The 13,858-nt window shown below is 58.9% G+C and carries 12 protein-coding genes; 4 read left to right on the forward strand and 8 right to left on the reverse strand.

The genetic code is table 11. From position 1 onward, the window contains the following. Positions 1–9: 9 nt before the first annotated feature. The 7 genes from IP76_RS15795 to chvE form a co-directional block, all read right to left on the reverse strand. Positions 10–1,524: an aldehyde dehydrogenase (NADP(+)) gene (locus IP76_RS15795; RefSeq protein WP_054159185.1), complete on the reverse strand. Its 1,515-nt coding sequence runs from the start codon at positions 1,522–1,524 to the stop codon at positions 10–12. A 21-nt stretch (positions 1,525–1,545) separates the two neighbouring features. After that, positions 1,546–2,475, reverse strand: coding sequence for a Gfo/Idh/MocA family protein (locus IP76_RS15800; protein ID WP_054159186.1), 930 nt, complete (start codon positions 2,473–2,475; stop codon positions 1,546–1,548). An 11-nt stretch (positions 2,476–2,486) separates the two neighbouring features. After that, a complete protein-coding gene (gene araD / locus IP76_RS15805) occupies positions 2,487–4,232 on the reverse strand; it encodes an L-arabinonate dehydratase (protein ID WP_054159187.1) in 1,746 nt (581 codons plus the stop codon). A gap of 50 nt (positions 4,233–4,282) precedes the next feature. After that, on the reverse strand, positions 4,283–5,248 hold the full coding sequence (araD1, locus tag IP76_RS15810; RefSeq protein ID WP_054159188.1) for an AraD1 family protein: 966 nt from the start codon (positions 5,246–5,248) through the stop codon (positions 4,283–4,285). Positions 5,249–5,258: 10 nt separating this feature from the next. Continuing rightward, positions 5,259–6,470 (reverse strand): multiple monosaccharide ABC transporter permease, encoded by a 1,212-nt coding sequence (mmsB, locus tag IP76_RS15815; protein ID WP_054159189.1) that lies wholly within the window; start codon positions 6,468–6,470, stop codon positions 5,259–5,261. Continuing rightward, positions 6,470–8,005: a multiple monosaccharide ABC transporter ATP-binding protein gene (gene mmsA, locus IP76_RS15820; RefSeq protein ID WP_054159278.1), complete on the reverse strand. Its 1,536-nt coding sequence runs from the start codon at positions 8,003–8,005 to the stop codon at positions 6,470–6,472. The genes mmsB and mmsA overlap by 1 nt, the downstream gene beginning before the upstream one ends. A gap of 118 nt (positions 8,006–8,123) precedes the next feature. Further along, positions 8,124–9,194: a multiple monosaccharide ABC transporter substrate-binding protein gene (gene chvE, locus IP76_RS15825; RefSeq protein WP_054159190.1), complete on the reverse strand. Its 1,071-nt coding sequence runs from the start codon at positions 9,192–9,194 to the stop codon at positions 8,124–8,126. 172 nt (positions 9,195–9,366) lie between these two features. Here chvE and IP76_RS15830 point away from each other — a divergent pair, with 172 nt between their 5' ends. After that, the gene (locus tag IP76_RS15830) at positions 9,367–10,308 is read left to right on the forward strand and encodes a LysR family transcriptional regulator (protein WP_054159191.1); all 942 of its coding nucleotides are present in this window, start codon (positions 9,367–9,369) and stop codon (positions 10,306–10,308) included. A 103-nt stretch (positions 10,309–10,411) separates the two neighbouring features. Further along, positions 10,412–10,810 carry a DUF2794 domain-containing protein gene (locus IP76_RS15835; RefSeq protein WP_054159192.1) on the forward strand — a complete coding sequence of 133 codons (399 nt, stop codon included), beginning with the start codon at positions 10,412–10,414 and terminating at the stop codon, positions 10,808–10,810. Between the two features lie 3 nt (positions 10,811–10,813). Here the strand turns inward: IP76_RS15835 and IP76_RS15840 are convergent, their stop codons facing one another. Continuing rightward, positions 10,814–11,365 (reverse strand): GNAT family N-acetyltransferase, encoded by a 552-nt coding sequence (locus IP76_RS15840; protein WP_054159193.1) that lies wholly within the window; start codon positions 11,363–11,365, stop codon positions 10,814–10,816. 419 nt (positions 11,366–11,784) lie between these two features. Between IP76_RS15840 and IP76_RS15845 the strand changes: the two genes are divergently transcribed. Beyond that, positions 11,785–12,819, forward strand: coding sequence for an aspartate-semialdehyde dehydrogenase (locus IP76_RS15845; protein WP_054159194.1), 1,035 nt, complete (start codon positions 11,785–11,787; stop codon positions 12,817–12,819). Between the two features lie 184 nt (positions 12,820–13,003). Next, a complete protein-coding gene (locus tag IP76_RS15850) occupies positions 13,004–13,825 on the forward strand; it encodes a lytic transglycosylase domain-containing protein (protein WP_054159195.1) in 822 nt (273 codons plus the stop codon). Positions 13,826–13,858: the final 33 nt, after the last annotated feature.

Below are 13,858 nucleotides of genomic sequence, written 5' to 3' on the forward strand. Positions count from 1 at the left end.
GCACTCTCCTTAGGCGAGATCAACCGGCAGCAGGGCCGCCGGAATATCCTGGAAGCAGACAGGCCGCAGGAAGCGACGGATCGACAGGGTACCAACGGAAGTCGCACCAAAATTGGTGGACGCCGGATAAGGACCACCGTGAACCATCGAATCGGCCACCTCAACCCCGGTCGGGAAGCTATTGGCCAGCACGCGGCCAGCCTTGCGCTCCAGGATCGGCATCAGGCGCTTGCCCATTGCTTCGTCGGCAGCGTCGACATGCAAGGAGACCGTCAGCTGACCCTGCAGGCTGCGGGCCATCGAGACCATTTCGTCTTCGCTGTCAGCGATGACGATGAGGCCGAGCGGTCCGAAAACTTCCTCGCCGAGCACGTGATTGTCGAGCCAGTCCTTCGCGGTGGTCTGGAAGAGATACGGCGTTGCATTGCGCAGGTCACAGGTCGAGGTCAGGACCGAACGGACACCTTCAGTGCCGGCAATCCGGGTCGCGCCATCGCGGTAAGCCTTGGCAATGCCGTCCGTCAGCATGGTCTGCGGACCAATGCCGGACAGTGCCTCGGTCGCCGTTTCGACGAACTTGTCGGCATCAGCACCCTTGAGGAGAACGACGATGCCTGGATTGGTGCAGAACTGGCCAGCGCCCATGGTAAGCGAACCGACCCAGCCCTTGGCGATGGCTTCGCCACGTGCTGCAACGGCTGCGGGCAGCATGAACATCGGGTTGACCGAACCGAGTTCGCCGAAGAACGGGATTGGCTCGGGACGCTGGGCGCACATGTCGAACAGAGCACGACCACCACCGAGCGATCCGGTAAAGCCAACAGCCTTGATCAGAGGATGCTGCACCAGCGCACCACCGACGTCTCGGCTACCGCCGTGAACGAGCGAGAATACGCCGGCGTGAATGCCGCAGCGCTTGATCGCGGCATCGATGGCGGAGGCGACAATTTCGCCGGTACCAGGATGGGCGTCATGCGCCTTGACAACAACCGGGCAGCCGGCAGCCAGCGCTGCTGCCGTATCGCCACCGGCCGTCGAGAAGGCGAGCGGGAAGTTCGAGGCACCAAAAACGGCAACCGGTCCAATCGGACGCTGAACCATCTTGAGGTCCGGACGCGGAAGCGGCTTGCGATCCGGCAGGGCTTCATCATGACGACGGTCGAGGTAATCACCCTTGCGGATGTGCGCAGCAAACAGACGCAACTGACCTACGGTGCGGCCACGCTCACCGATCAGGCGGGCTTCGGGCAGACCGGTTTCCTGGGAGCCGATCTCGGTGATGGCATCACCACGCGCGTCGATTTCCTCAGCGATCGCATCAAGGAAGGCGGCACGCTCTTCGCGTGTCGAATAGCCATAAGTCTCAAAAGCTTCTTCGGCGGCCTTTACGGCTTGATCAACCAGGGCTGGCGTGCCCTTCGAGAAGGTGTGCGAAGGGCCAGTGGCCGGCGACGAGGCAAAGGTTTCAGTGGTCGCAATCCAATTGCCGGCAATCAGGTGTTTTCCAGTCGGTGTATAAGCCATGGAGTGGGCCTCCTTAATTTCTTAATCTTCAAAGGGAGCGACAACCTTGTGCTCGCCGCAGAGGAACGAATCCGCCACGATGCGTAAAGGCTGATAGTCCGTGTCGCTCTGGCGAGCGTGGATGAGCTTGGCGAAGCGTTCGTAGATCGCCGCATATTCGCGATCCGGGCCGGATGCCTGCTCCTCACCCCCGATATAGAGTTCCGAACCGCCCTTTGAAAGGCGCAGCTCGCCGGCATTTGTCTGAACCGTGATGTCCCAGGTCTGCGGACCTTCCTGGCGCCAGTCGAACTCAGCCGTAACAGGCGCGCCTTCGACGGTGCGCATCACAAGCGATGCAGCGATCGGCTGCTTCTTGTTCTCGGGGAATTCGATGACGGATTTTTCGACCATGATATGGCCAGGAACAATCTCGGTCAGAATGGAGAGCGCATTGATGCCGGGGTCGAAGACGCCGAAGCCGCCCGGCTCCCAGATCCAGGCCTGACCGGGATGCCAGCGGCGCACGTCTTCCTTCCAGACGATCGAGATCGACTGGATGACCTTGTCGGAGAGCCATTGGCGCGCCGGCTCGACGCCGAGCGCAAAGCGCGAATGCCAGGTAGCAAACAAAGTGACGCCAGCGTCTTCCGCAAGTTTGGTCAAGGCTTCAGCTTCGCCGAGCGTTGTCGCCGGGGGCTTTTCCATCAGCACATGACGACCGGCGGCAATAGCCGCCTTTGCCATGTTGAAGCGCACTTCGGGCGGCGTGCAGAGCGACACGACCTTGATATCCGGGCGCGCGGCCAGGAATGCATCAAAATCCGTATGGTGCTCCGCACCCTCGACTTTGCCATGACGGCTGACGCTGACGGCAACGACAAAGTCGTTACCGCCTTCGATGGACGGGATGTGCTGGTCGCGGGCGATCTTGCCGATGCCGACGAGTGCGAGCGGAATACGATCTGCCATCGTTCGGATCCTCAGTGTGCGTCCTTGCCGACCGGCGAACCGCGGCAACCCTTCAGGAAGTCGAAGTCAGCACCGGTATCGGCACCCTCGACATGATCGTGGAAGAGCTTGGCATAACCGCTTGCTGGCGGCTCGACCGAAGGACGCCAGGCGGCGAGGCGGCGCTGCATCTCTTCTTCCGAAATATCGAGATGGATACGGCGTGAATCAACGTCGAGTTCGATAAAGTCACCGTTCTGGACGATGGCAAGCGGACCGCCACGGGCAGCTTCCGGCGAGGTGTGCAGAAGCACGGTGCCGTAAGCCGTACCCGACATGCGGGCGTCGGAAATGCGGACCATATCGGTGATGCCCTTGCGCAGCACCTTGGGCGGCAGGCCCATATTGCCGACTTCAGCCATACCGGGATAACCGCGCGGACCACAGTTTTTCAGAACCATGACGCAGGTCTCATCGATATCGAGCGCCTCGTCGTTGATCTTTGCCTTGTAGTCGTCGATGTCTTCGAAGACCACGGCGCGACCGCGATGCTTCATCAAATGGGCCGAGGCGGCCGACGGCTTCAGTACGCAGCCCTTCGGCGCGAGATTGCCGCGCAGAACGACGATACCGCCCTGCTGGGTCAGTGCCTTTTCAACCGGCAGGATGACGTCTTCGTTCCAGTTGCGAACGTCTTTGACCTCGTCCCAGATGCTTTCGCCCGAAACGGTCAGCGCGTCCTTATGCAACTTGCCGGCTTCACCAAGGCGCTTGATGACGACGGGGAGACCGCCGGCATAGAAGAACTCTTCCATCAGATACTTGCCCGATGGCATCAGGTTGACGATGGTCGGGATGTCACGACCGAGGCGATCCCAGTCATCGAGTGTCAGGTCGATCCCAACACGGCCGGCCATGGCGAGCAGGTGAACGACGGCATTGGTCGAGCCGCCGATGGCGCCATTGACGCGAATGGCGTTTTCAAAGGCTTCCTTGGTCATGATGTCGGAAGGCTTCAGGTCGTCCTTGACCATCTGCACGATGCGACGGCCCGAAAGCTGCGCCATCACCTTGCGGCGGCTGTCGACGGCCGGGATCGCGGCATTGCCGGAGAGCGCCATACCGAGGGCTTCAACCATGGAAGCCATTGTGGAGGCAGTGCCCATGGTGTTGCAAGTGCCGCTGGAGCGCGACATCGACGCTTCCGCTTCAACGAACTCTTCCTGCGTCATCTCACCGGCCTTTACGGCTTCGGAGAACTTCCACAGATGTGTGCCGGAACCGACGCGCTCACCGCGGAAATAACCGTTGAGCATCGGACCGCCGGTGACGACGATGGACGGCAGGTCGGTCGAGGCGGCAGCCATGACCAGGGACGGCGTGGTCTTGTCGCAACCGACGAGCAGAACGGCGCCATCGATGGGCTGACCGCGCATCGCTTCTTCCACGGCAAGGGCCGCGAGGTTGCGGTACATCATCGCGGTCGGGCGGAAAGTGTTCTCCGACGCCGAGAAGACCGGGATTTCAACGGGGAAACCGCCGGCTTCCCAAACGCCTGCCTTCACCTTTTCAGCAAGTTCGCGCAGGTGACCGTTGCAGGGCGTGAGGTCGGACCAGGTGTTCAGGATACCGATAACCGGACGACCATCGAACAGGTCGTGCGGGTGGCCCTGGTTCTTCATCCAGCCGCGGTGGTAGATGGTGTCGCGGGAGGTACCGCCATACCAGTGCTGCGATCTCAATTGGCGCGGCCATTCGGCCGGTTTGAACTTGCTCATGGCTAATCGTCCTGTCTCTGTTGGGATGGGCGGGTCGGAGACCGATCCGCTCAGAGCATCTTGACCGTTACGGGTTCTGCTGCGGCACGGGCGAGCCGGTTGCGCAGCGGGAGACCGAATTGCGGCGATTGGATCTCGAAGACATCGCCTTCCTGCGTGACGAATCCGTCCGCGACGGAGAGCGTCGCTGTGCCATACATGTGCACATGCAGGTCGCCTGGCTGGCAGAACAGCGCATACTTGAAATGGTGATATTCAAGATTGGCGATCGTGTGGGACATGTTCGCTTCGCCGGAGACAAAGGCCTTTTCCCAGGCCGTCTTGCCATCGCGGAGAATGCGCGAAACGCCTTCGACATGATCCGGAAGCGGACCAACCAGGATTTCCGGGCCGAAGGAGGCCGGACGCAGCTTCGAATGCGCCAGATAGAGATAGTTGATCTTTTCGGTCACGTGGTCGGAGAATTCATTGGCGACCGAGAAGCCGAGGCGGTGCGCCGTGCCGTCTTCACCGATGATGTAGTAGCCGGCCATCTCCGGCTCTTCACCGCCGTCAAGCGCGAAGGACGGCGAGACGAGGTCTTCGCCTGGCGCAATCGCGTTGAAGCCATTGCCCTTGTAGAACCATTCCGGCTGCACGCCGAATTCGCCCGGCTTCGGCTTGCCGCCTTCGATGCCCATCCGGAACATCTTCATGGAATCGCTCATACCGGCCGTATCGGCATGCATGCTGTCGCGTGCGGATGCTGATCCCGTATGGGTCAAGCCCGTACCGGTCAGATACATATGTGCCGGATCGGGATGGCGGATCGGGCAGTCGAGTTTGCCGGCATCGAAAAGTGCCAGGAGATCGACGCTTTCGCCCTGCCCCTGCTTTTCGATGATGGCGGCGACGGATGCCTTGGCAGCGATAGCTGCCTTGGCGAGATCGTAGGTGGAGTTAAACCCTGGGACAAGGCGCGCGGCCTCGCCCTGGCGGCAGATAATGCCGCCAGACTTCAATTGCGAGAGAAACATAAGCCTATCCTCAGACTGCTTTGTTCTTGTTGTAAACGTCGAAGAAGACAGCAGCCAGAAGCACAAGGCCCTTGATCAGCTGCTGATAGTCGATGCCGATACCCATGATCGACATGCCATTGTTCATGACGCCCATGATGAAGGCGCCAATGACTGCACCGGTGATCTTGCCAACGCCGCCGGAAGCCGAAGCACCGCCGATGAAGCAGGCCGCGATGACGTCGAGTTCGAAGCCAACACCCGCCTTCGGCGTGGCCGAGTTCAGACGTGCTGCGATGATCATGCCGGCAAGGGCGGCAAGAACACCCATATTAACGAAGGTCAGGAAGATTAGCTTTTCGGTGTTGATGCCGGAAAGCTTTGCGGCCTTCTCGTTGCCGCCGAGCGCATAGATGCGACGACCGATTGTCGTGCGGGTCGTAACGAAAGCATAAAGGGCGATCAGCACACCCATCACCACCAGAACGTTCGGCAGTCCGCGATAGGTGGCCAGCTGGTAGCCGAGGAAGATGGCGACGGCGCTGATGATACCCATCTGCAGGACGAAGAAGACGAAGGGCTCATTCTCCGTGCCATGCTCATCGTTCAGGCGGCGGTTTTTCATGCCCGAATAGATCGCGAGTGCGACCAATACGATGATGCCGATCAGAGCAACATAGTTCTTGATCAGGCTGGTCGCAGGATCGGTGAAGGACAAGAAATCCGGAATGAAACCAGTCGACAGCAGCGTGAATTCCTTCGGAAACGGACCGATCGGGCGCCCCTCAAGCACGACATAGGTCATGCCGCGGAAAACAAGCATGCCGGCCAGCGTCACGATGAAGGACGGGATCTTCTGATAGGCAACCCAATATCCCTGGGCTGCTCCCATAAGACCGCCGAGCACGAGACACAGCGGAACAACCAGCGAGAAATGCCAGCCCCACTTGACGAGCATGATCGCCGCGATGCCGCCGATAAAGGCGACGATCGAGCCGACCGAAAGATCGATATGCCCGGCCACGATGATCAGCAACATGCCGAGCGCCATGATGACGATGAAGGAGTTCTGCAGCACCAGATTGGTGATGTTGACCGGACGGAACAGAACGCCGCCAGTCAGAACCTGGAACAGAACCATGATAACGACGAGAGCAAGCAGAAGCCCGTATTCACGGATATTCTTGCGGAGGTACTCGCCCACGGAGACCTTGGGGGTTTCGGTTCTTGTGTCGATGGCCATTAGTGTTTCTCCCCAGAGCGCATGATGGCACGCATGATGGACTCTTGGCTTGCTTCTTCCTTGGACAGTTCCGCGACAATGCGTCCTTCGTTCATGACGTAGATGCGATCGCAGGTGCCGAGCAGTTCGGGCATTTCCGATGAGATCATCAGGATGCCCTTACCTTCGGCGGCAAGCTGGTTGATGATGGTGTAAATTTCAAACTTCGCGCCCACGTCGATGCCGCGTGTCGGTTCGTCGAGGATGAGCACTTCAGGATTGGTGAACAGCCACTTCGACAGAACCACCTTCTGCTGGTTGCCGCCGGAGAGGTTGACTGTTTCCTGATAGATCGAGTGCGAACGGATGCGGAGCATCTGACGATAGTCGGAGGCCACCTTGGCTTCCTTGCGATCGTCGATGATTCCGCTGTTGGACACACCACCGAGATTGGACAGGGTGGTATTTTCCTTGATGTTGTTCTGCAAAACCAGACCGAGATGTTTGCGGTCTTCAGTTACATAGGCAAGTCCGGCGTCGATGGCCTTCGGGATCGTCGAGACGTCGACCGGCTTGCCATGCATGCTGACATCACCGGTGATCTTGTGTCCCCAGGATTTACCGAAAATACTCATCGCCGTTTCGGTACGCCCAGCGCCCATGAGGCCAGCGATACCGACGACTTCACCTGCGCGCACATTGAACGAGATGTCATGCAGGAACTGACGGTCGCGATGGTTCTGGTGAAAGACGTTCCAGTTCTTCACGTCCAGAAGCACGTCACCGATTTTCGGCTCGCGCTTCGGATAGCGGTCTTCCATGTCGCGACCGACCATGCCCTTGATGATCCGGTCTTCGCTGATGTCCTGCGTATGACAGTCCAGCGTTTCCACCGTGCCACCATCGCGCAGGATGGTGATCTGGTCAGCAACCTTGCGGATTTCGTTCAGCTTGTGCGAAATGATGATCGAGGTCATGCCCTGCTTGCGAAATTCCATCAGCAGGGTGAGCAGCGCATCCGAATCCGTTTCGTTGAGCGACGCGGTCGGCTCGTCAAGGATCAGGAGACGCACCTTCTTCGACAGCGCCTTGGCGATTTCGACGAGCTGTTGCTTGCCGACGCCGATGTCTGTGATGCGGGTCGAGGGCGAGTCCTTCAAGCCCACCTTTGCCAGCAGCTCTTTCGTCCGCGCAAAGGTCTGGGGCCAGTGGATGACGCCCTTGTCGGCAATCTCATTGCCAAGGAAAATGTTTTCGGCGATCGAGAGAAGCGGTACCAGCGCAAGCTCTTGATGGATGATGATGATACCAAGCTCTTCACTATCAGAAATCGTGCTGAAGCGACGGGCTTCACCGTCATAGACGATGTCGCCGCTGTAGGTGCCGGCGGGATAGACACCGCTCAATACCTTCATCAGCGTCGACTTGCCGGCTCCGTTTTCGCCGACGAGTGCGTGGATTTCACCCTCGCGCACCTTGAAGCTGACATTGTCGAGCGCCTTCACACCCGGGAATGTCTTCGTGATGCCGCGCATCTCGAGAATGATGTTGTCCATGTGCAGAATTCCAGCGCCCATCCAGCGACCTTCACGGTCGAGCCGGGGCGCAAGCTCCCTCAATGCGTATAGGAAATGGGCCCGCGATAAATCGCGGACCCGATTGCGTTGCTGAGGATCAGTTGTCGATCTGCTCGGCTGTATAGTAGCCGGCGCCGACCAGAATGTCCTTTGCGTTGGACTTGTCGACGGCAACTGGCTTGAGCAGGTAAGACGGAACGACCTTCACACCGTTGTTATAGGTCTTCTCGTCGTTCACTTCGGGGGTCTTGCCACCCATGATCGCGTCGACCATGGCAACAGTGACCTTGGCCAGTTCGCGGGTGTCCTTGAAGACCGTCGAAGACTGCTCGTCTGCGAGGATCGACTTGACCGACGGAAGCTCGGCGTCCTGACCGGTGACGACAGGCATTGCCATGTCGCCAGAGCCGTAGCCAACGCCCTTCAGAGCCGACAGGATGCCGATCGACAGGCCGTCATACGGGGAAAGCGCGCCATGCAGCTTGTCTTCGGTGTAGGTCGAGGAAAGCAGGTTTTCCATGCGTGCCTGGGCGACAGTGCCGTCCCAACGCAGGGTACCAACCTGGTCCATACCCATCTGACCGGACTTCACGACGATTTCGCCGCTGTCGATCATCGGCTGCAGAACAGACATCGCGCCATCGTAGAAGAAGAAGGCGTTGTTGTCGTCCGGCGAACCGCCGAAGAGTTCGACGTTCCATGGCTTGGTATCCGGGAACTTGGCCTTGAGGCCGTTCACAAGGCTGGTCGCCTGAAGAACACCGACCTGGAAGTTGTCGAAGGTGGCGTAGTAGTCGACATTGCCCGAGTCACGGATCAGGCGGTCATAGGCGATGACCTTGACGCCGGCGTCTGCAGCCTTCTGCAGGATGTCGGAGAGGGTCGTGCCGTCGATGGCGCCAATCACGAGAACCTTGGCACCCTTGGTGACCATGTTTTCGATCTGGGCCAGCTGGTTCGGGATATCGTCGTCAGCAAACTGCAGGTCCGGTGTATAGCCGGCTTCCTTGAACAGCTTTTCCATGGTCTCGCCATCGGAGATCCAGCGAGTCGACGTCTTTGTGGGCATCGAGATGCCGACCACACCCTTGTCCTGTGCAAAGGCCATAGGTGCGAATGATGCGATGCCGATTGCGAACGACGCAATCAGGGCGCCAAGTTTCTTCATGGTAACCTCCCTGGTCATACCGTGCGGCGCCAAGCTCCTCCTGACGACCGCTGAAACAAAGAACGAAAGGCCGACACGGCAGCCCCCAGCTCCATGCCGAGTCTTATCGTGCTCGATATACCGATCAAATGATTATTTTGACTTTCTGCATACCGTAGTTGATATATTATTTATGGCAGAAGCTCAGATAAATCGTTTGCAACCAAAACATTTCGGCCTGATCGCGTCCATTGCGGAACTCGGTCAGCTGAGTCTCGCAGCCCAGGCAATGGCGCTGACGCAACCTGCGGCCTCCAGAATGCTGGGCGAAATCGAACGCTATGTGGGCTCTCCAATCTTCATTCGCACGCCGAAGGGAATGGAACCGACCGTCGTTGGTGGCGCACTGGCGCGGCGCGCTCAGAACGTTCTGGAAGAAATGCGCGAAGCAGCCCGGGAAATCGAGGCCATCCGCCGGGGTTTTACTGGAAAGGTGAGGGTTGGTGCCGTGACCGGCGGTGCGGTCGGCTATGTGGTGCCGGCGATTAAAGTCTTGAAGGCCGACTCCACTGCTGTCGATATCCATTTGGACGTTGCGGCCAGTGGCGAACTGATCCGCGATCTCCTGTCCGGGCATTATGATTTTGTTCTGGGGCGCGTACCGCCTGGTATCGATGCACGCCAGTTCAACGTCGAGGGTGCTGCGATGGAGGAGATGGAGATTGTGGTCCACCGCACTCATCCCCTAGTCAACATGGACCGGCTGAGCTTGTCCGATATGGCCCATTTCCCATGGGTGATGCAGGAACCCGGTACGCCGCTCAGGCAGGCTGTCGAAGCGAATTTTATCGAAGAAGGCTCCGCCCTTCCCAGAAACATCGTCAATACAACGTCGTTGCTGGTCATGATCGCAATGCTGGCTTCTTCGAACGCAATCGCGCCGATGTCGCGCGAGGTTTCGGACCTTCTCTGTCGTCAGACGCCGGTCGGTGATCTGTGCACGCTGAAGGTTGAGACTTCCATTGTTGTTGCGCCCTATCACCTGATCACCGTCCACGGTAAACGCCTGTCGCCTATTGCCGCCCGACTGCGCGATCTTCTGCTCGCCGCCTTTGAAGAGCGAGGGCGCGGATAGCCCATGGGCGAGCTGCCACGAAACCCGCACCTCGACTTGCTTTTTGGGAAGCCTCAGGCACACTGTTATTCATCCGTCATGAAAAAGAGCTCGAGGAGCATTGATGACAGAGCTGCCTGAAGGACAGCGCCACGAAAGCGACGGCATCGACAAGGCCGCTGCGAGTGTCGTGGATCTGGGCATTTACCGCCAGGCGGCAGATCCGCTTCCCGTTACATTTCACCGCAGGGAGCTGGACGCCATCCTCTGGATCTATGGACGCATGGTTGGTGACGGCGAATGGCGTGACTATGCGATCGATCACCTGAAGGACAAGGCGGTCTTTTCCGTGTTCAAGCGGGCAGGCGAGTATCCGCTCTATCGGATTGAGAAGAACCCAAAGCTCGCTGCGAAGCAGGGTGCCTTTGCGGTTATCGCAACCGACGGCCGGATCCTCAAGCGTGGCCATGAGCTTAAGCAGGTCCTGAAGGTGTTTGACAAAGGCCTCAAGGCACTGGACTGACCATTAGCCAAGCGTTCCCGGATAGACCGTCAGGTCAGGCTTGGTAGTGTTACCTTCGCCGAGAGGTCTCTGCATGAAAATTGTATCCAGCCAGAGACCATGTTTGAAGCCCGTACCATCGAGCCGACCAGCGAGGGTGAAACCGCAGGACCGGTGGACCGCCACTGAAGCATCGCTCGCACCTCCGACCACACCGACCATCTGACGGAAGCCCAATCCCTCGCATCGTTGGACGAGCGCCTGGAGAAGTGCCTTACCGACACCGAGGCCTCGCGCCTGCTCTGCGACATAAATCGAGTCCTCGACGAGCCAGCGATAGGCGGGCCTCGTGCGAAATGCGGAAGCGTAGGCGTAACCCAGCAGATTGTTGTCCCCATCCAAAGCTGCGAGATAGGGATAACCTTTTCCGGTGATCGCCGCAAAACGAGCCGTCATTTCGTCCACCCCGGGCGGCACGAGTTCGTAGCTTGCCGTACCTTCGAGTACAGCTTGCGAGTAAATGGCTGTAACAGAGGGCATATCCTCTGCTGTCAAATTCCTGATGGCCGCGACCATGAAAGGCTCCGATAAGAAATGACTTCTTGTTCCATGTGACCGAAGCAGGGGCAAGTCCGGCAAATGTCATGGGGACAGGCTAAGCAAGTGGCTTGTACCACCAATCGTGTTTTCACCTCCGAGACCCCGCCAGCGGCTTGACTCGGTGCAAAAACCTTGTAATGCCTCGCCGTGAAGAGGATTTCGGACCATGCACGCTCTCGGGCATCCCATTGCGGTCTACCTTGACCTGCAGCGTCGCGCTGCCGGCGGCGCATGCCATTCTCTTGCATCCACGACCAAGGCCAAAACGACGACGAAAACCGTCTGACGTCTTCGGCCACCGCTCTCTCCCCGGCACGGCCGGGGACCAGGTAGGTTGCACCCTGTCGCAATCTTCCTCCTCACCATCCGCGGAGAGACAGAAAGAGAGCATAGACATGGGTTTCAAGATTGCAGTCGCAGGCGCCACCGGCAATGTCGGTCGCGAAATGCTGAACATCCTCTCGGAGCGCGGCTTCCCGGCGTCTGAGGTTATCGCCCTGGCATCAGCCCGGTCGCAGGGAACGGAAGTATCCTTCGGCGACAAGGTTCTGAAGGTCCAGAATCTGGAGAACTACGATTTCTCCGACACCGACATTTGCCTGATGTCTGCCGGCGGCACGATTTCACAGAAGTGGTCGCCGAAGATCGGCGCACAGGGTTGCGTCGTCATCGACAACTCGTCGGCCTGGCGCTACGACGCTGACGTTCCGCTGGTTGTTCCGGAAGTGAACCCCGATGCCGTTGCCGACTTCAAGAAGCGCAACATCATCGCCAATCCGAATTGCTCGACAGCCCAGCTCGTCGTCGCCCTCAAGCCGCTGCATGATTTTGCTAAGATCAAGCGCGTCGTCGTTTCGACCTACCAGTCCGTCTCGGGCGCCGGCAAGGAAGGCATGGACGAACTCTTCACCCAGACCCGCGCCGTCTTCGTGGCAGATCCGGTTGAGACGAAGAAGTTCACCAAGCGCATCGCCTTCAACGTGATCCCGCATATCGATAGCTTCATGGAAGATGGCTACACCAAGGAAGAGTGGAAGGTCCTGGCCGAGACAAAGAAGATGCTCGACCCCAAGATCAAGGTCACCTGCACTGCGGTGCGTGTCCCCGTCTTCATCGGCCATTCCGAATCCGTCAACATCGAATTCGAGAACGAGATCACCGCAGACCAGGCACGCGACATCCTGCGCGATGCCCCTGGTTGCCTCGTCATCGACAAGCACGAGAACGGCGGATACATCACGCCGGTGGAATGCGCTGGCGAAGACGCAACCTTCATCTCGCGCATCCGTGAAGATGCGACCGTTGAGAACGGTCTCAACATGTGGATCGTTTCGGACAACCTTCGCAAGGGTGCAGCACTGAATGCAGTTCAGATCGCTGAGCTGCTGGTCAATCGCGGCCTGATCAAGCCCCGGGCAGCTGCTGCTTGAGGCAACCAAGCGCGCCCGCCCGCCCTCTGGCGGACGGGCGCCCTTGATGCTCCGAGAGGCTGATTGTCATACAAAAGTGATGCAATGTGACACCAGTCCCTTGAAAAGCCCATTTCTTCGCGGATGACATGATGCGAAATCGCTGTCATGGTGCAGCAAATCCTAACATTTTGACGAGGCTTGAATGCGACTGACACATCTCTTGTCGGCAGCTGTGATTTCAGCGACCGCCCTCTTTTACACGATCGGTTCGGCAGAAGCCGCAGCATGCAGCAATACGTCAGCGGGGTTTGAGGAATGGAAGGAAGCCTTTAAGCAGCAAGCGACCGGTTCCGGCATCAATGCGCGTACGCTCGATCGCGCCTTTGCGGCAGTGAACTACAGCCGAAGCACAATCAGCGCCGACCGGGGACAGAAAAGCTTCAAGCTCTCGTTCGACCAGTTCATGCAGAAGCGCGGCGGCCAGACCATCATCACCCGCGGCAAGACTATGAAGAAGAACAATGCCGCGTTGTTTGCCAAGCTGGAGCAGCGCTACGGCGTTCCGGCCGGTCCGCTGATTGCGATCTGGGGTATGGAAACCGGCTTTGGCTCCTTCCTCGGCAAGGAACACACGCTTTCGGCCGTGGCGACCCTCGCCTTCGACTGCCGCCGCAGCGAATTCTTCACCGACCAGCTCTACGCAGCACTGGAACTGGTTGAAGCCGGCAATCTCGACGTCAACGCCAAGGGCGCTGCGCATGGTGAGATCGGTCAGACCCAGTTCCTGCCGCGCAACGTCGTTCGCTTCGGCGCCGATGGCGACGGCGACGGCCATATCGACATGGTGCGCTCGCGCTCGGATGCATTAGCCTCGACTGCAAACTTCCTGCGTGGTCATGGTTGGCAGCCCGGCGCCGGCTACCAGGAAGGCGAGCCGAACTTCGCGGCGATCCAGGGCTGGAATGCTGCAACCGTCTACCAGCAGGCTATCGCCTACATCGGCGCGCGCATCGACAGCGAATAACAAAGTCTCGACACAACATGAAAACGGCGGCTC

Source organism: Rhizobium sp. AAP43 (assembly GCF_001296045.1).
Lineage (GTDB): Bacteria > Pseudomonadota > Alphaproteobacteria > Rhizobiales > Rhizobiaceae > Allorhizobium.

Bases quoted from the DNA above. Each gene is read 5' to 3' on its own strand.
- IP76_RS15795 (WP_054159185.1), bottom strand. From the start codon at position 1,524: ATGGCTTATACACCGACTGGAAAACACCTGATTGCCGGCAATTGGATT.
- IP76_RS15800 (WP_054159186.1), bottom strand. From the start codon at position 2,475: ATGGCAGATCGTATTCCGCTCGCACTCGTCGGCATCGGCAAGATCGCC.
- araD (WP_054159187.1), bottom strand. From the start codon at position 4,232: ATGAGCAAGTTCAAACCGGCCGAATGGCCGCGCCAATTGAGATCGCAG.
- araD1 (WP_054159188.1), bottom strand. From the start codon at position 5,248: ATGTTTCTCTCGCAATTGAAGTCTGGCGGCATTATCTGCCGCCAGGGC.
- mmsB (WP_054159189.1), bottom strand. From the start codon at position 6,470: ATGGCCATCGACACAAGAACCGAAACCCCCAAGGTCTCCGTGGGCGAG.
- mmsA (WP_054159278.1), bottom strand. From the start codon at position 8,005: ATGGACAACATCATTCTCGAGATGCGCGGCATCACGAAGACATTCCCG.
- chvE (WP_054159190.1), bottom strand. From the start codon at position 9,194: ATGAAGAAACTTGGCGCCCTGATTGCGTCGTTCGCAATCGGCATCGCA.
- IP76_RS15830 (WP_054159191.1), top strand. From the start codon at position 9,367: ATGGCAGAAGCTCAGATAAATCGTTTGCAACCAAAACATTTCGGCCTG.
- IP76_RS15835 (WP_054159192.1), top strand. From the start codon at position 10,412: ATGACAGAGCTGCCTGAAGGACAGCGCCACGAAAGCGACGGCATCGAC.
- IP76_RS15840 (WP_054159193.1), bottom strand. From the start codon at position 11,365: ATGGTCGCGGCCATCAGGAATTTGACAGCAGAGGATATGCCCTCTGTT.
- IP76_RS15845 (WP_054159194.1), top strand. From the start codon at position 11,785: ATGGGTTTCAAGATTGCAGTCGCAGGCGCCACCGGCAATGTCGGTCGC.
- IP76_RS15850 (WP_054159195.1), top strand. From the start codon at position 13,004: ATGCGACTGACACATCTCTTGTCGGCAGCTGTGATTTCAGCGACCGCC.